A 17,929-nucleotide genomic window follows, 5' to 3' on the forward strand; every position below is an offset into this window, starting at 1 on the left:
GGAGTATCAATCATGAGCGTATTAATTAATAAAGACACCAAAGTATTGGTACAAGGTTTTACGGGTAAAAACGGTACTTTCCACTCTGCACAAGCACTTGAGTACGGTACAAAAGTCGTTGGTGGTGTGACTCCGGGTAAAGGTGGTACTACGCACTTAGACTTACCAGTATTTAACACCATGAAAGACGCAGTAAAAGAAACTGGTGCTGATGCATCTGTGATCTATGTGCCTGCACCGTTCGTATTGGATTCGATCGTTGAAGCGGTTGATTCAGGTGTGGAATTGATCGTAGTGATCACTGAAGGCGTACCGACCATCGATATGCTTAAAGCGAAGCGTTACCTTGAAACCAATGGTAATGGTACACGTCTAGTTGGTCCAAACTGCCCAGGCGTGATTACTCCAGGTGAATGTAAAATTGGTATTATGCCAGGTCACATCCATCAACCAGGTCGTATCGGGATCATTTCACGTTCTGGTACATTGACTTATGAAGCGGTTGCACAAACTACTAAACTTGGTCTAGGTCAATCGACTTGTATCGGTATCGGGGGTGACCCAATTCCAGGTATGAACCAAATCGATGCATTGACATTGTTCCAAAACGATCCTGATACAGATGCAATTATCATGATCGGTGAGATCGGTGGTTCTGCTGAAGAAGAAGCAGCTGAATTCATCCAATCGAATGTGAGTAAGCCAGTTGTAGGTTACATCGCTGGTGTGACTGCGCCGAAAGGTAAGCGTATGGGTCACGCAGGTGCGATCATATCTGGTGGTAAAGGTACTGCAGAAGAGAAATTTGCTGCATTTGAAAAAGCTGGCATGGCATATACACGTAGCCCTGCTGAGCTTGGTTCAACCATGCTAGAAGTTTTGAAATCTAAAGGAATGGCATAAGCCTTAATTTCTTTTAGCTAATTTCTAAGAATATCAAAGCATCTCTTCGGAGGTGCTTTTTTATGGGATTAAAGTAGCATGAAAATATGATCAAAATGAATGCATATAATTAAACGAAAATAATTATCAACACTATTCGTATTTGTATGTTTTGTTGTGTAAGATATGAATGCTTTTCAAAAGCACTTTCGTCTATATGCATAAGTCAAATAATACTTTTGGGGATCAATATGACTGTTCGTACACGTTCAACTTCTCTCAGATTTTCAACATCTCTCACATTTTCAACTTCAATCACGGTGTTAAGCCTTGCTATTAGCACACAACTCTATGCACAAACAGATTCATCGACTGGTACTCAAGTAGGTTCTGTGGATACAGCGGCAGAACAAAAAGTAAGCAAATACGACAGTGGTGCAGTCAAACAGCTTGTACCAATCGTCGTGACTGTAACACGTTCAGCGCAAAGTATTGCCGAGATTGCAGGGACGGTGTACAGCATTGATGAAGCTGATATTCAAAAGCAGGCCAATGCAGGGCGTTCGACAGCTGATATTGTTGCTTATTTGGTGCCGTCTTTGACACCAAGCTCAGGTACGACCAGCAACTATGGGATGACCATGCGAGGTCGTGCAGTGCAATATATGATTGATGGTGTGCCTCAGACTGGCTCTCGTGATAGCTCACGTCAGTTAAACAGTATCAGCCCAAATTCGATTGAACGTATCGAAGTGGTCTCAGGTGCAAGTAGTATCTACGGTGCGGGTGCAACAGGCGGGATCATCAATATCATTACCAAAAAAGGCAATGGTGATGCACTGAGTTTTGAATCAAAAGTGGGTGTGACGTCGGGCGATAATATTCGTAGTGATGCAATGGCGTATGAAGCATTCCAATCGGTTGGCTTTAATCAAGGCGATGTTAGTGGTTACTTAGGTGCAAGCTATAATAAGCGTGGCGAGTTTCAAGACAGTAATGGTGATCGCATCGGTCCTGAAGTGGCACAGACTGACCGTCAAGACACAGAAACCGTCGATGTGAATGGTCGTCTAAGTTGGCAGTTTACTGACAATCAAAAGCTAAGCTTTGGTGCGCAATATTACAATGATGAACAAGATACAGAGTATGGTCCTGATTATGGTACTGGATTAACTGTTCTATTTGGTGCGGAGCCAACTTTAGATGCTGTAAAAGGTTTAGATCTCGATACGCAACCAAGAACCAAACGCACTAATTTTAATGCACAATATGAGCATCAAGACCTATTCGGTCAGATATTAAATGCGGAAGCGTATTATCGTTCAGAAACAGGGCGGTTTTATCCAAGTGCAAATTATTTAGCACATCCTGCAATTCTAACTGGTGGCACATATATCGTAACACAATCTGAAACGGATATTGATGTATGGGGGGCTCGACTCGCTTTACAAAAAGCCTTTGATCTTGGTGGTCGTAGTTTAAATCTCACTTATGGCGTGGACTATGATTTTGAGCAGGGTTCTCAGACTGCACAGCAATATAACCTCGGAACCTTTATGGCGAGTAATGGCTTGACACTCGATCCACAAAATGAATATATCTTTGGTCCTGATGTCGATACATCGAAATTTGGTCAATTCTTACAAACTCAATTCGATGTTACGGATCGCCTAAATCTCCAAGCTGGCATTCGTCATGAGCGCATTGAGAGTGAGGTTCAGGACTCGATTCCTTATAGTGAAGCGATGGTTGCCGACGCTATTCCAACTTATACACCAATTGGTTTAGATGGTGGTACGATCAAACATCAAGCAACATTGTTCAATCTTGGTGCGGTGTATGCACTAACAGATACACAGCAGATTTTTGCTAATTTTTCACAAGGCGCAAATTTACCTGATGTACAACGCATGATGCGTGATGTGCCTGCAGGATTTGTGGTCAGTAATGAAAACATCGATCTGATTAAAGTCAATAACTATGAATTGGGCTGGCGTATTCAGGCAGATTCAGGCTTGAGTGCAGGTCTAACGGCTTTCTACAATGACTCCAATAAAACCATTCAATTTGGTCCTCCAACCTATGCGGTCAATGTAATCGACACTGATGAGCGTGTTTACGGTGCAGAAGCAAACCTGAAATATGCTATTTCTGATATATGGAATATTGGCGGAACGCTTGCTTATACCCGTGGGCAATTTAAGAATGATCAAAATGACTGGCAAGAGTTGAGTGCGATTCGAGTCTCACCGCTGAAAGGGACTGCATATTCTGAATGGCAATTCGATGATGGTTATGGACTTCGAGTACAAGCCTTAGTGGTTGGTGGCACGGACAAAGCGCAACAAGATGCGATCGAAGCAGGCGATGCAAGACTGCCTGCAGCCATCAAAGGATTTGCAGTGATGGATGTGATCGGTAATGCCATGGTTGGTCCAGGCACGCTCGGATTTGGCGTGTATAATGTCTGGAATCGTGATTATAAGTCGGTCTATAGCCAAGCGGTTTCAACGATTTATGGACCTATCTCAAGCTTGCCTGCGCAAGGTCGTACGTACGGTTTGAGCTATTCTGTGAAATATTAATTTAAGTTATTGCTCAATGCTTTGAAATTAGGCATCTTTGGAGATGCCTTTTTCATCCGCCATTACTTGCCAAAGAAGATGATAAAAATCTGCACAAAGGTTTATTAAATCAAAAGATCGGTGTAAAATTTGTTGCTAAATTTTTATGCACCGTTTTATCTGTTTTAGGTTCTTTTTTAGTCTTTCAATTAAGCTTTCTAAAAACCTTGATCATAATCTCGCGGTGATATGCTCTTTGGTAGAGGGCATCACTCCTTAAGGATTTTATATGCCAATTATTACCTTGCCGAATGGCGACCAAAAATCTTTCGATCACGCTGTTTCAGTGATGGAAGTTGCACAAAGTATCGGCCCTGGACTTGCAAAAAATACTGTCGCAGGACGAGTCAACGATCGTCTGGTTGATGCCAGTGATTTGATTAGCGACGATGCGACTTTACAAATCATCACGCCAAAAGATGAAGAAGGCGTCGAAATCATTCGCCACTCGTGTGCACATTTGGTCGGTCATGCGGTCAAGCAATTGTTTCCTGAAGCGAAAATGGTCATCGGACCTGTGATCGAAGAAGGCTTTTATTACGATATTTGGATGCCTCGTCCATTCACACTAGATGATATGGCAAAAGTCGAAGAACGCATGAAACAGCTCATCGACCAAGATTATGATGTCATCAAAAAAATGACACCACGTGCTGACGTGATCAAACTATTTACCGAGCGTGGCGAAGATTATAAATTGCGCCTCGTTGAAGATATGCCTGATGAGCAAGCGATGGGCTTGTACTATCATCAAGAATATGTCGATATGTGTCGTGGTCCTCACGTGCCAAATACCAAATTCTTAAAGTCATTTAAATTGACCAAGATTTCGGGTGCGTACTGGCGTGGCGATGCCAAGAATGAACAACTGCAACGTATTTACGGTACAGCATGGGCGGATAAGAAACAGCTTGCCGCTTATGTAAAACGCATTGAAGAAGCAGAAAAGCGTGACCATCGTAAGATTGGTAAAGCCCTAGACCTATTCCATATGCAAGAAGAAGCACCGGGTATGGTGTTTTGGCATCCGAATGGTTGGACGATTTATCAAGTGCTTGAGCAATATATGCGTAAAGTCCAACAAGATAATGGCTATCTTGAGATTAAAACACCACAAATCGTTGATTTTAGTCTTTGGGAAAAATCAGGTCACGCTGCTAACTACGCTGAGAATATGTTTACCACACATTCAGAAAGTCGTAACTATGCAGTGAAACCGATGAACTGCCCATGTCACGTGCAAGTCTTTAATCAAGGCTTGAAGTCGTACCGTGATTTGCCGATTCGTCTCGCTGAGTTTGGTTCGTGTCACCGTAATGAGCCGTCTGGTTCGTTACACGGGATCATGCGTGTGCGCGGCTTTACTCAAGATGATGCGCATATCTTCTGTACCAAAGAGCAAATTGGTCAAGAAGTTGCAGACTTTATCAAGCTGACTTTGGATGTGTATAAAGATTTTGGTTTTGACGAAGTGCAAATGAAACTTTCGACACGCCCAGAAAAACGTGTTGGTGATGATGCGCTTTGGGATATCGCCGAGAAGTCTTTGGCAGATGCGCTTGATGCAGCAGGGCTTGAGTGGCAGTTGCAACCGGGTGAAGGTGCATTCTATGGACCAAAAATTGAATTTTCATTGAAAGACTGTCTTGGTCGTGTCTGGCAATGCGGTACCATTCAGTGTGACTTCAACTTGCCAGTACGCTTAGATGCAGAATTTGTCACAGAAGAGAACGATCGTGACCATCCAGTGATGTTGCACCGTGCGATTCTTGGTAGTTTTGAACGATTTATTGGTATACTAATTGAAAACTACGCAGGCTTTATGCCACCGTGGTTATCACCGATTCAAGCCTGTGTGCTCAACATTACCGATGCGCAAGCTGAGGCTTGCCAATCTGTGGTTGCGAAACTAAAGTCGAAAGGGATTCGTGCAGAGTCTGACTTGAGAAATGAGAAAATCGGCTTTAAAATTCGTGAGAAAACTTTGGAACGTGTACCATATCTACTTGTGCTCGGTGACCGAGAAGTGGAAGAGGGGACAGTCAATGTCCGTACACGTACAGGAAAAAATTTGGGTACGATGTCTATTGATGCGTTCATTGACCTCGTAAATTCAGCCGTTGCCGAACGTGGCCGGTATATTGTGGAGTAAATAGCAATCAAACAGCCTGACCGTAATAAACAGCAAAGTGCAAAATCGAACCGTCCTGCGATTAACGACGAGATCCGTGCGAAAGAAGTACGCCTCGTTGCCGCTGACGGTGAGCAAAAAGGCATCGTAACACTTGCAGAGGCAATCAAAGCCGCTGAAGATGCTGATCTAGATTTGGTAGAGATCGTGGCAAATGCTGAGCCACCAGTCTGCAAAATCATGGATTACAACAAGCACTTGTTTGATCTAAAACAAAAGCAAAAAGACGCCAAAAAGAAACAACATCAAGTACAGGTGAAAGAAATCAAAATTCGCCCAGGTACTGATGTGGGTGACTATAATGTGAAACTGCGTGCGATCACCAAGTTCCTTGAAGAAGGTAATAAAGTGAAGATCACATTGCGTTTCCGTGGTCGTGAAATGGCGCACCAAGATCTTGGTTTGGCACAATTACAAAAGATCGAAGCCGATGTGGCAGAGATTGGTGTGATTGAGCAAGCACCGAAGATGGAAGGTCGTCAGATGGGTATGCTCATCGGACCAAAGAAAAAGAAATAATCCGTTCTTTTTCCATAAAAAACGCAGTTTATAGACTGCGTTTTTTATTGCTGAGGATAAGGTGGGAAATCAGAAAAAGGGACTCATTTTGTCAATTAAATCTTGAGAATACATATTTTGTGGATTTTTTAATCTCCCACAAACCCCTTTAGCACGCCCAGTATTTTCATCGTACGATAAATCAACAGGTACTAATGGAAATACACAAGCCATCGCTTCAGTTTCAATGTCGGTAAAACCTGAGAAAGCATGCAAACTAAGTTCTAGATTTGGTGATAAGAACCCTGTTCGAATACCATCTTTACATTGACCCGAATAATTAGTTGGTAGGTCTTTAAAGCAATAGGCAAAAGAAATTGGGTTAGAACATTTGTTTTTCACCCAACCTGCGCCATATTGAAAACATCCTTCCGCATCATTAGGTGTTGATTTTTCGATTATATCCTGTGTCTGAATGAACTTCGTACGATCTAAGTCATACCCGTGATTGTCCGAAGCTAACATAGCGGAGCCAGTATGTTTGTTATTTAGAAGCCATGTATCAATAGGTGAGGGTTTAGCATATGTTTGAGTGCAAATAATAGAAATGAATACAGCTGTTTGAATCAGTATTTTCATCTGATCCTCCGAAGAGAAAAGTGGTTAAAAGTTTACACACGCAATAATTATACATTTAAATATTAATATATATATTAACCACATTGTAATTATCTATGAATTTAAAATTATGTAGCTTGTTGTTAATTATTGTTTTTATTTAAAAGCCAAGTTAAACATTAACTTGGCTTTCATTTAACTGTGAAGTTAGATGCTAAAATCACTTCCTATCATTATAAAGCTGATCGAAGATCGCACCATTTACAAAGTGGGTTTGCTGAGCCTTTGCCCATCCACGAAATACTGTATTGATGTCGAAAGTCTGTATTTTAGGGAATTTTGAGGCGTATTTCTTGGTTGTTTTGGCATCTCGTGGACGGAAGTTATATTTCGCTGCGAGCTCCTGACCAAGTGGTGAGTACGGATAATTGATGTAACCTGTCGCAAGCTGACGATTACCATTTTTATCGACGATCTGATCAACGATCGCAACTGAAGGTTCTGCTAAGATCGAGATCGACGGATAGACAATGTCATATTTACCTTAGCACTTACTCAGGATAAGCCGCTTTCTTTAAGGCTTTGATATCGGTATTTGGCGAGCACAGCGAAATAAAATCATAACCATAGCCACGAAGCAAATGTCCTTTACGCACAGCAATCCACGTGGTATTGGTGCCAAATAGCGAGGTTTTGATCTGTTTTAAACGATGATCACGCTCTGCATCGAATGCTACACCATTGACAATACCGACGCCCATGCCAAGCTCGACATAGGTTTTGATGACGTCTGCATCGAGCGCTGACATCACGATTTCCACGTCAAGACTGGCTTCTTGAAAGGCTTGGTCGATCTTCGAGCGCCCTGTAAAACCTCCATGATAGGTGATCAGGGGATATTCAGCGAGATCGTATAGACTCAATTCTTCAATTTGGGTTAAAGGATGATCTTTCGGCGTCAAGATGCAATGTTGCCATTGATAGTAGGGCACACTTGCTAGGGCATCTTCGGTGGTGAGTGATTCCGTGGCAATGCCAATATCCGCCTCGCCGAGCAGCAGCATTTCAGCAATCTCTACGGGACTGCCTTGTTGTAGGATCAGATGGACTTTCGGGAACAATTTTTTAAATTGACTGACGATCGGCGGTAGCACATAACGCGCTTGGGTATGCGTGGTGGCAATGGTTAACGTGCCTTCATTAACCAGATTGAAGTCATCGGCAAGGCGTTTGATATTATCCGCATCGACCAACATGCGCTCAACGATACCGAGTAGCGACTGCCCAGGCTCCGTCAGACCTAGTAGTCGCTTACCTTTACGCACGAAAAGCTGTACACCAAGCTCATCTTCCAAATCTTTGATGTGCTTACTCACCCCAGACTGTGAGGTGTAGAGGGCATTGGATGCCTCGGTCAGATTGTAGTTCTGACGTACCGTTTCTCGGATAATTCTTAATTGTTGGAAATTCACTAAACTTCTCCGTGAATACTGCAAAGTCGCCATTTGACTGATCAAAGCCGAGCATAAAAGAAATGATGAAATATCATTTATAAATATTTAATCATTTCAGTAAATTAAGCCTGTTTATCAAGCTCAGTATAGCAACTTTATGACTACTAATCTTCAAGCAATTTATCAAACCGAAGTCTTAAGCTGATTTTGCCACATCAAAAATATGTAAATTTGACGCTGCAATCCACACCGATTGTTGCGCTCGCAGTTGTAATTGATCCGCTTGTTCAGGACTCAAACGAATTTCAATCAAGCGTCCATCATTGTCACGAAACTCCGCCAAAATCTCACCTGCAATCCATAACTCACGTTGGAAATGTGCCTGAATGGTATTGTGCTGTGGCGTGGTATGAATGTGCAATTCATTTGGTCGAGCAAAGGCAATCACTTGACCTTCAGCACGTGCTTGATGATCAGGGAGAATTAAATTCGATTGACCAAGCTGTAAGGTATTTTGCTTTACATTACCGTCAAAACGATTTGCCTGACCCAAGAAATCAAATACAAACGGACTCGCAGGATAGTCATACACTTCACGTGGCGTACCGATTTGTTCGACTTGTCCTTTATTCATCACCACGATTTGATCGGCGACTTCCAGTGCTTCCTCTTGGTCGTGGGTGACGAAGATCGAAGTAATGTGCAATTCATCATGTAGATTGCGCAACCAACGGCGTAGTTCTTTACGCACTTTGGCATCCAGTGCGCCAAAAGGTTCATCGAGCAACAATACACGTGGCTCAACCGCCAAAGCACGAGCAAGCGCAATACGTTGACGCTGACCACCCGAGAGCTGTGCAGGATAACGATCTGCCAAAAAGCCTAGCTGTACGAGGTCGAGCAATCGAGTGACTTTTTTCTTGATCTCCGCTTCGCTTGGACGTGTTTTACGAGGGCGAACACGTAAGCCAAAAGCGACATTATCAAAAACCGTCATGTGACGAAATAATGCGTAATGCTGAAAGACAAAACCCACTTGACGGTGACGAACATGCACATCAGTCGCATCTTGACCTTCAAGAAGTACATGACCTGAATCTGCCGATTCCAAACCAGCGATGATGCGCAGTAGTGAGGTTTTACTACAGCCCGATGGACCAAGTAGGGCAACCAATTCACCTTCAGGGAAATCAAGGCTAATGTCTTTAAGTGCGTGGAAATTTCCAAAATGTTTGTCGATATTTTTTACTTGAATGCTCATGTCGAATTCCTAAAATCTGTGCTGATAAATTACTGATCAATTTGGCAAAAAAATGTGGCTGAATAAATGTGCATGGCGAAATGCTGTTGGGCTTATTGTCGTTCTTGACGAAGCTCAACCCAAGTTTTGATAATCAAAGTCACGATCGCAAGTAGGGCTAACAATGTCGCTACGGCAAATGCGGCACTGTAGCTATATTCGTTGTAGAGAATCTCGACATGCAGTGGCAGGGTATTGGTTTCACCACGAATATGCCCAGACACCACCGATACCGCACCAAATTCTCCCATCGCACGGGCATTACACAGAATCACGCCGTAGAGCAGACCCCATTTGATATTGGGTAAGGTCACTTTCCAAAACGTCTGCCAACCTGACGCACCGAGTACGATCGCTGCTTCTTCTTCCTCTGTACCTTGCGCTTCCATCAGTGGAATCAGCTCACGAGCAACAAAAGGCACGGTGATAAATACAGTGGCAAGGATAATCGCAGGTACGGCATAGAGAATCGCCACATCACGATCTTGTAACCATTCGCCCCACCAACCTTGTGTGCCGAACAGTAGAACGAGCATCAGACCTGCAATCACAGGCGATACCGAAAACGGCAAATCAATCAGCGTGGTAAGAATGGACTTGCCTTTAAATCGAAACTTGGTCACCGCCCAAGCCGCAGCCACTCCAAAGATCACATTCAACGGAACAGCCACAGCAGCAGTGAGTAAAGTGAGTTTCACTGCAGATAAAGTATCAGGCTCAACCAATGCCGCAAAAAACACCGCACTACCTTGACGGAAGGCTTCAACAAAGACCAAAACCAAAGGAAACATTAAGCAACTAACAAAGAATAAAAGGGCGATCCCGATCAACACATAACGAACAGCGCTTGGCTCACGTGTAGCATCTTGCGACTGTAAGCGCAGTGCTAATGCTGTCGAAGAATGATTGGCGTTCATGATACGGTTCTCCCTGTACGGCGACTTGCCCAACCTTGTAACAGGTTAATAATCAATAAGAAAATAAATGAAATCACCAACATCACCACAGCAATCGTGGTTGCACCTGCATAGTCATATTCTTCTAAGCGAGAAATAATCAGTAGCGGTGCAATTTCTGTTTGATATGGCTGATTCCCCGCAATGAAAATCACCGAGCCATATTCACCCACACCACGTGCAAAGGCGAGGGCAAAACCAGTCAGTAATGCAGGCAGTAAAATCGGGAAAATGACTTTGGTAATCGTCTGCCAACGATTGGCACCTAAGGCACTGGCTGCTTCTTCAAACTCAGTTTCCAAATCGGCAAGGACAGGTTGTACCGTGCGCACCACAAAAGGAATTCCAATAAATACTAGAGCCAAGGTAATCCCGATCGGCGTATAGGCGATCTCAATCCCAATTCGATCAAAGTACTGACCAATCCAACCGTTCTGTGCATAGAGTGCGGTCAAGGCAATCCCTGCAACCGCTGTTGGCAAGGCAAACGGCAAATCAATCATGGCATCGACTAGACGCTTACCAAAGAATTGATAACGCACCAAACACCACGCCAAAATCAAACCAAAGACGAGGTTTAACGCTGCAGCAAATAAGGCTGTGGAAAAGCTCAGTTGTAAGGATTTCAGTACACGTTCTGAGCCTAAAATCTCCCAAAATCCATCCCATCCAATCCCTAGAGAATGGATAAACACCGCAGATAAGGGCAAAATCACGATTAAGGTCAAATACGTTAAGGTAATCCCAAGAGTTAAACCAAAACCTGCGATCACACGGGACTGTCGTGCCATAAGAGGTACCTTTAAAACAAAAAAACACTCAAAATCAAAAATCAAAAAAACAAGAATAAAACCATCAAAAGAATGCGAATTAACCAGCCAAACTAAAACGTCTTTGCAACACAGTGTTCTTTTGGAATAAAAACGGTTGTTGTTGCATCACTTGCAAATAATCAAGCAACTGCCACCATGCACCATAACCTGATTCAACATTGATATGTCCTGCAAGCCCTTGATTGATATACGGCACATCCCACGCTTTGGCATAGGTGATGGCATCTTCAAAAGCAAGCCACGGATCGTTTTCGCTTAAGATCAATAAAGTCGGTAAATCGAGCGTGTATTTGAAAAAGTCTGTCGCATAAGAGTCATTCGTAGATGAATCATTGCTGTTCACACGTTCTGCAAAACCTGTTTTCGAAAACCGTGCAGGATTGGCAGGTGCAACGAGAATCACTTGTTCAACCCATTGCTTTAGCTGTGGATATTGATTCAAGGCTGCAATGGTAGTTAAACAACCAAAGCTGTGTGCCACCAGCTGGATCGGACGTTGAAACTGGCTAACATGTTGATAAAAGCGTTGTACCCAATGATTCAATACAGGCTTGTGCCAATCCTCTTGCACAACTCGAGAGGAGTCGCCCAACTTATAGGCGAGCCATGACTGCCAATGATTGGCATCACTATCACCTACACCTGGAACGATGATGCTATGTAAATGTTGTATCTTACTCATCTGCGCCACCTCTTTGTTGATTTTCATTTCAAACTTTAAATCTGCATTATTTGCTGTTGTTGGCTTTAACGATTTGATCGAAAATACCGCCATTATCAAAGTGCTGTTTTTGGGTTTTTTTCCAACCGCCAAATTCTTTGTCTACAGTGACCAATTTCAAAGGTTTAAAGACATTGCTGTACTTTTTCAGCACCGCTTGATTACGTGGACGATAGTAATTTTTCGCTGCAATCTCTTGTCCTGCAGGGGAATACAAATAGTTCAGATAGGCTTTGGCTAAGTGCTCATTGCCATTTTTCTTGGCATTCTTTTCAACGACTGCAACAGGTGGTTCAGCCAAGATGGACAGACTTGGGGTTACGATCTCAAACTTACCCGGTTGCTCACGAATCGCGAGATGTGCTTCATTTTCCCAAGCGAGGAGCACATCGCCGATGCCACGTTCTGCAAAGGTTGTGGTCGAACCACGCGCACCCGAGTCAAGCACTTTGGTGTTTTTATAAATCTGACGAACAAACTCTTGCGCTTTGGCATCGTTACCACCTTTTTGATGCTTCGCCCAAGCCCATGATGCGAGATAGTTCCAACGTGCACCGCCCGAGGTTTTTGGATTTGGTGTAATGATTTCGACGCCATCTTTCACCAAATCGCCCCAATCTTGCAGACCTTTTGGATTGCCTTTACGCACTAAGAACACGATGGTTGAAGTATACGGCGTGGCGTTATTTGGCAGTTTGGATTGCCAGTTGGCAGGGAGTAATTTTGCCTTTTCAGCGATGACATCAATATCCGCTGCCAATGCCAAAGTCACCACATCGGCATTTAAGCCATCAATCACTGCACGAGCTTGCTTACCTGAACCGCCATGTGATTGTTTAAAATTAACGTCTTGCTTGGTACGATCTTTCCACCAGTCGCCAAAAGATTTGTTAAACTCGGTATACAGCTCACGCGTCGGGTCATAAGACGCATTCAGAAAATCTTTGGCAAAAGTCGCACTACTTAAACCTAAAAGTGCGATGGCAATACCTGTTTTGACTGTTGTAAATTTCATGATGTATTCTCCAAAATATGTAAATTGAATGTGTGCAAAAGTATTCGCTGTTTTTGATAAGGCAAGCATATGAAGTTTCTTTAAGCATAAAAAACAATTAAAAATGCAATTAATATGAAAAAAAGTGATTTATAAGTTGTTTTAAAAATAGGAATAGTTTGAAATGATGCGCATATCACCAAAGAATGAATGACAATGCTGATTCAAAAAAACGCCAAAATGATCTCTGATCATGAGCATCAACATCTTATTTCTATTGAAGATCGTGGATTCTTATATGGCGATGGATGCTTTAGTACAGCACACTATGGTCGAGGTGAAATTCAACTTTGGCAACGTCATCTTGCACGTTTTGAAAAGGCGATTCCTGCACTTTGCTTAAATTGTGATATGGATCGAATCAATACTGATAAAGAAAATTTCTTAAATCAAATATCAGCGCAATATGGCGAAAATGCACACGGCACAATCAAAATTCTCATCAGTCGTGGGCAGGGACAGCGTGGCTATTTACCGCCTGATCAAGATGCCGATTTGTATTTTTACTTTTATCCTCAAACTGCATTTACCACCGAAATTCCAACCTTAGAAAAAGTTGGATTGATGGATCAAGCCTTATCTACGCCAATGCAACAACTTCGTGGCATTAAAAGTCTGAATCGACTAGAACAAGTGATTTTGAAACATCATGCCGATCAACAGGATTGGCAAGAAGCTTTATGCTTTGATCAACATGATGATTTAGTTGAAGGTATTTCCAGTAATTGCTTTGTTTATATTAATGGGCAATGGCATACGCCAGATTTGGCGTTGGCAGGCATTGATGGTGTGATGCGTCAAGAGATTTTATCTCGTATGCAACACTTTCAAATTGCGCACCAAATCCGTAAAATTAAGCGTTCGGAATTGGCATCAGTTCAGGCGATTTTTTTCTGTAATAGTTTGCATTCAATGCAGATCGTTCAAACTTTGATTGATGACAATGGTGAGCAACAGTTAAATCGAGCTGTTTGTGAAAGCCTATTTCAGCAGTTGCAATTATCCGATTTGAGTTAAGGTGTTCACGCTTTCATTACAGCACTCTGCTTGAATATGAGCGATAAAGAAGTTTAAATCTTCACATTCTTTTATTAAGTATTTTTTATGGCAAAGCAAACGCAACGAAAGTCTGCAACTTCGAAAAAATCGGCAAAACAGAAACCTAAGTTTTTTAATCGAAAATTTCCAAAACTCATCGCTACGGTTTTTGTAATTGGATTGCTATGCTGTGCTTATGTTTTATCACAGAGTCTTTGGAAAGATTATCATACGGATAAAAAAGTACAGATGCTGTCGATCGAAAAAGGGCAGACCTATTCTAAGTTTATTGACCAATTAGATGATAACGATCAAGTTAAATTTCCAATCGTACTGAAACTTTATCAACGCTTCGTCATTAACGATACGATGAAAGCTGGTGTCTATGAAGTGCATCAAGGTGATTCGATTGCCTCTGTTTTAAGCATGGTAAGCAACGCTGAAAATGCACAAATGAGCCGTATTTTGGTGATCGAAGGGACGACATTTAAGCAACTGAAACAACAACTACAGAACAATCAATATGTTAAAAATACCGTGCTTGCTCAGTCAGATGTGGAGATTTTAAAAGCCATTGGTGCAACCGAATCCCACCCAGAAGGCTTATTTGCGCCTGATACCTATTTTTATGCCAAAGGTGAAACGGACATCACGATTTTGAAAGATTTGTATCAACGTCAGCAGAAAATTTTGGCAGAAGAATGGGAAAAACGTAACGCAGATTTACCTTATAACAACGCTTATGAAGCGTTAATCATGGCATCGATCGTAGAGAAAGAAACGTCGATTGATGCAGAGCTTGAGCAAGTGTCAGGCGTATTCGTACGTCGTTTAAATATCGGCATGCGCCTGCAAACTGATCCCACCGTGATCTATGGCATGGGCGATCGCTACAAGGGCAACATTCGTCGCAGTGATTTAACTACGCCAACGCCATATAATACCTATACCATCAATGGCCTACCGCCGACACCGATAGCCTTGCCGAGTCAAAAGTCGATTCATGCAGTCTTGCATCCTGATGATGGCAAAGCGATCTATTTTGTGGCGACAGGTGATGGTGGGCATAAGTTTAGCAATACTTTGGATGAGCATAATCAAGCAGTGAAAGACTATCTAGCGCAACTGCGAAAAAATCGTAATCAATGATAATAGTCGTCGCATTTTATTCTGCTACTGCGTTAACCTCATTCAAAGTACGGTATGTACATCTTCATTCGGTTGCCTTGTATCAGGAATAAACTGCTTTGACTATAAAAGCATAAACTTAAAAAGGAATAACCATGTTTATTAGTTTTGAGGGCACAGAAGGCGTTGGTAAAAGCACACTGATTGCCAGTTTAAACAAGGCGTTAAGTGCTGAGCATGATGTTGTATTAACACGTGAACCGGGTGGTACACCACTTGCAGAGCAGATTCGTGAATTGCTGTTAGCGCCACAGCAAGATGCGACTCAGCAAGAACAGATGAGTCATGCGACAGAATTACTCCTCATCTATGCAGCACGTGCGCAACATCTAGATCAAGTAATTTTACCTGCATTGTCTGAAAATAAAATCGTGCTATGTGATCGTTTTGTCGATGCCAGTGTTGCCTATCAACATGGCGGACGTGGAATGGATAAAGCGCAAATTGATCTCTTAACCAATACCTTTGTCGCAAAAATGCCTGATTTGACCTTTTGGCTTGATTTGCCTGTAGAACAGGGTATGCAACGTGCGAAGAATCGTGGTGCACTCGATCGTTTTGAACAAGAAAAGATGGCGTTTTTTCAACGGATTCAAGAGAGCTATCGTCAATTGGCTGAACAAAATCCACAACGCATTATTCGCCTTGATGCTTCACAGTGTGCAGAACAACTTTTTGCGCAAGCTTTGACAATCATACAAGAAAAAATGTAAGGCTTTACCGAAAACCAAAAAACCAATAGGCAAAAATAAAGCTAGTGATCATCGGCTAAGATCACTAGCTTTGCTCTGGAGGAAATAAATCACTTTGTTCTTCTATTCTGTTGTGAAAAGAGTATAGCAAGCTTATTTATTCATCAAAATTGCAAAATACGACAATACTAAAATAAATATTTAGATTTAATTATCAATTAATTCTGTACAATTGCTTGCATAAATTTCATCTACTTACTAATTCTTAAAAAATAGTATTTTTTATTGAAACAATTGTTCAAATTTTGACATTGTGTCATTTTTATACAATTGTATTCCTTGCAGTGGATTGGCAAAAAATGACAGAAGTAATGTCGTGTATTGTCAATAATTTATTTCTAATGTCAAAAGCATTTTACGTTGCAATCTTGCGTTGTTGTTTGGCGCTGTAGTCTTGAGTTGCTGTCTTGAGTTTTTAGGTAGTCAATATTCTTCAGACACACTACAATAGGCGACTTTGATTATTTGAGTCATTTTATGTTTGTTATTTTCTTGACAGATCGTCGTGAAACGGTTGAATTTAAAGATTATCCGGGTGGTGATTCGATCAAATTTATGATGAATTTTAAGAAAATTTTCCCAAGTACAATGGATTTGCTTCTACCAATTTTGCCTGAAAGTGATGAGCAAGTTGAGGATATTACGTGGGAAAGTACACATAAAGATTATCAGATGTTTCAGCGGTTGATACAGGAATGGGCAACAGTTGAGTTTCGATTGACGGCGCTTACGAAGCTAAAAGATCGTGATTTTGCCAATCAGTTGGTAAAAAAAGCACAGCAAGCACGTAAAAACTTTCAACAACAGCAAAACCGACTGAATCAATTATATGATGACTTCGTATTCTTACTTGCGATGCATAGTTATCTAGATACAGAGTTGGTTGAAATTGGTGCGAATTTTTATTTGCCAACACTTCGCAATGACTGGAAAAATGATGTACCAAAAGCAGTTTTGATGCTGTCATTTTGAGCAATATGTGCTTCTACGCTACATTTACTGACATAGTTAATTCTTTTAAAAGATATATTAACAATTTGAAAATAAACCGCTGTCAATTGACACACACCTTACATTTGGGTTTGTTAGTATAGTTTGTATAAGTTGATGATCTGTTGAGTGCTTTTTAGTTTTGCAACTTTAGATTTGCAAAAGAAACGCTGAGTTTGCACTGAATATATCAAAAATTTTTAAATTAAATTTTTTTGATTAGAGGAAGAGAAATCACATGGCAAACACCAATCAAATCGGTCTTGAAAAAAAAGACATGACAGAAATTATTAAAAAATTAAATAACCTTTTATCTAGCTATCATATTTTTTATATTAACGTGCGTGGCTATCACTGGAATGTGAAAGGCGAGCACTTTTTCTCTCTACATGAAAAATTTGAAGAGCTTTATACAGATTTACAGCTTCAAATTGATGAAATTGCAGAACGTATTTTGACGCTTGGCGGTGTGCCACTGCATGCGTATTCAGATTTCTCTGAAAATGCATCGATTAAAGAAGATAAAAATGTTCACGATGGAAAAGCATGTGTGAAAGGCTTAGTGTCTGGTCTGCAAGCTTTGATCGAAGAGCAACGTACGGTTGCCGAAGCAGCCGAAGGTGTGGACGATCAAGGTTCAGCGGATCTAGTGACTGAATATGTGCAAGAGCAAGAAAAATTAGTTTGGATGTACACTGCATTCTTGGGCTAATTTTCAAAAATTTAAATCACTTAGATTTTAGATATTCTAGTTAGATATTTTACATATCTTGGAAAGCATCACATCAGTGGTGCTTTTTATTTTCATGTTTTGAAATATCGAACAAATA

General features: G+C 41.5%; 16 protein-coding genes and 1 pseudogene. 9 read left to right on the forward strand and 8 right to left on the reverse strand.

Features of this window, described 5'->3' with window-relative positions; genetic code table 11:
- The first annotated feature begins 12 nt into the window (after positions 1 to 12).
- From sucD to infC, 4 genes are all read left to right on the forward strand, one after another.
- Positions 13 to 903, forward strand: a complete 891-nt coding sequence (gene sucD, locus MKI79_RS06340) for a succinate--CoA ligase subunit alpha (RefSeq protein ID WP_241571205.1) — start codon at positions 13 to 15, stop codon at positions 901 to 903.
- A 230-nt stretch (positions 904 to 1,133) separates the two neighbouring features.
- A complete protein-coding gene (locus tag MKI79_RS06345; protein ID WP_241571206.1) occupies positions 1,134 to 3,467 on the forward strand; it encodes a TonB-dependent receptor in 2,334 nt (777 codons plus the stop codon).
- Between the two features lie 268 nt (positions 3,468 to 3,735).
- The gene (thrS, locus tag MKI79_RS06350) at positions 3,736 to 5,658 is read left to right on the forward strand and encodes a threonine--tRNA ligase (protein WP_241571207.1); all 1,923 of its coding nucleotides are present in this window, start codon (positions 3,736 to 3,738) and stop codon (positions 5,656 to 5,658) included.
- Between the two features lie 6 nt (positions 5,659 to 5,664).
- Complete coding sequence (gene infC, locus MKI79_RS06355) at positions 5,665 to 6,216, forward strand: translation initiation factor IF-3 (protein ID WP_092620052.1); 552 nt, start codon at positions 5,665 to 5,667, stop codon at positions 6,214 to 6,216.
- Between the two features lie 69 nt (positions 6,217 to 6,285).
- Here the strand turns inward: infC and MKI79_RS06360 are convergent, their stop codons facing one another.
- The 8 genes and pseudogenes from MKI79_RS06360 to MKI79_RS06395 form a co-directional block, all read right to left on the reverse strand.
- Positions 6,286 to 6,834, reverse strand: a complete 549-nt coding sequence (locus tag MKI79_RS06360) for a hypothetical protein (RefSeq protein ID WP_241571208.1) — start codon at positions 6,832 to 6,834, stop codon at positions 6,286 to 6,288.
- 199 nt (positions 6,835 to 7,033) lie between these two features.
- A pseudogene (locus tag MKI79_RS06365) lies at positions 7,034 to 7,354 on the reverse strand (sulfate ABC transporter substrate-binding protein); the annotation flags it as partial.
- Positions 7,355 to 7,364: 10 nt separating this feature from the next.
- Positions 7,365 to 8,285 carry a CysB family HTH-type transcriptional regulator gene (locus tag MKI79_RS06370; protein WP_241571209.1) on the reverse strand — a complete coding sequence of 307 codons (921 nt, stop codon included), beginning with the start codon at positions 8,283 to 8,285 and terminating at the stop codon, positions 7,365 to 7,367.
- 178 nt (positions 8,286 to 8,463) lie between these two features.
- On the reverse strand, positions 8,464 to 9,528 hold the full coding sequence (locus MKI79_RS06375) for a sulfate/molybdate ABC transporter ATP-binding protein (protein WP_241571210.1): 1,065 nt from the start codon (positions 9,526 to 9,528) through the stop codon (positions 8,464 to 8,466).
- Between the two features lie 92 nt (positions 9,529 to 9,620).
- Positions 9,621 to 10,484 carry a sulfate ABC transporter permease subunit CysW gene (gene cysW, locus MKI79_RS06380; protein WP_241571211.1) on the reverse strand — a complete coding sequence of 288 codons (864 nt, stop codon included), beginning with the start codon at positions 10,482 to 10,484 and terminating at the stop codon, positions 9,621 to 9,623.
- Entirely contained in the window at positions 10,481 to 11,314 is an 834-nt protein-coding gene (gene cysT, locus MKI79_RS06385) for a sulfate ABC transporter permease subunit CysT (RefSeq protein WP_241571212.1), read from the reverse strand. Before cysT ends, cysW begins: the two co-directional genes overlap by 4 nt.
- A 79-nt stretch (positions 11,315 to 11,393) precedes the next feature.
- Positions 11,394 to 12,038, reverse strand: coding sequence for an RBBP9/YdeN family alpha/beta hydrolase (locus MKI79_RS06390; protein ID WP_241571213.1), 645 nt, complete (start codon positions 12,036 to 12,038; stop codon positions 11,394 to 11,396).
- Positions 12,039 to 12,084: 46 nt separating this feature from the next.
- Positions 12,085 to 13,092, reverse strand: a complete 1,008-nt coding sequence (locus MKI79_RS06395) for a sulfate ABC transporter substrate-binding protein (RefSeq protein WP_241571214.1) — start codon at positions 13,090 to 13,092, stop codon at positions 12,085 to 12,087.
- A 195-nt stretch (positions 13,093 to 13,287) separates the two neighbouring features.
- On the opposite strand from MKI79_RS06395, the gene pabC reads away from it, so the two are divergent.
- From pabC to MKI79_RS06420, 5 genes are all read left to right on the forward strand, one after another.
- On the forward strand, positions 13,288 to 14,148 hold the full coding sequence (pabC, locus tag MKI79_RS06400) for an aminodeoxychorismate lyase (protein WP_241571215.1): 861 nt from the start codon (positions 13,288 to 13,290) through the stop codon (positions 14,146 to 14,148).
- A gap of 87 nt (positions 14,149 to 14,235) precedes the next feature.
- The gene (mltG, locus tag MKI79_RS06405) at positions 14,236 to 15,318 is read left to right on the forward strand and encodes an endolytic transglycosylase MltG (protein WP_241571216.1); all 1,083 of its coding nucleotides are present in this window, start codon (positions 14,236 to 14,238) and stop codon (positions 15,316 to 15,318) included.
- Between the two features lie 134 nt (positions 15,319 to 15,452).
- Positions 15,453 to 16,070: a dTMP kinase gene (gene tmk, locus MKI79_RS06410; RefSeq protein ID WP_241571217.1), complete on the forward strand. Its 618-nt coding sequence runs from the start codon at positions 15,453 to 15,455 to the stop codon at positions 16,068 to 16,070.
- Between the two features lie 516 nt (positions 16,071 to 16,586).
- Positions 16,587 to 17,081, forward strand: a complete 495-nt coding sequence (locus tag MKI79_RS06415; RefSeq protein WP_241571218.1) for a hypothetical protein — start codon at positions 16,587 to 16,589, stop codon at positions 17,079 to 17,081.
- Between the two features lie 256 nt (positions 17,082 to 17,337).
- Complete coding sequence (locus MKI79_RS06420) at positions 17,338 to 17,811, forward strand: Dps family protein (protein ID WP_241571219.1); 474 nt, start codon at positions 17,338 to 17,340, stop codon at positions 17,809 to 17,811.
- The last annotated feature ends 118 nt before the right edge of the window (positions 17,812 to 17,929 follow it).

This window comes from Acinetobacter sedimenti (assembly GCF_022601685.1).
Lineage (GTDB): Bacteria > Pseudomonadota > Gammaproteobacteria > Pseudomonadales > Moraxellaceae > Acinetobacter > Acinetobacter sedimenti.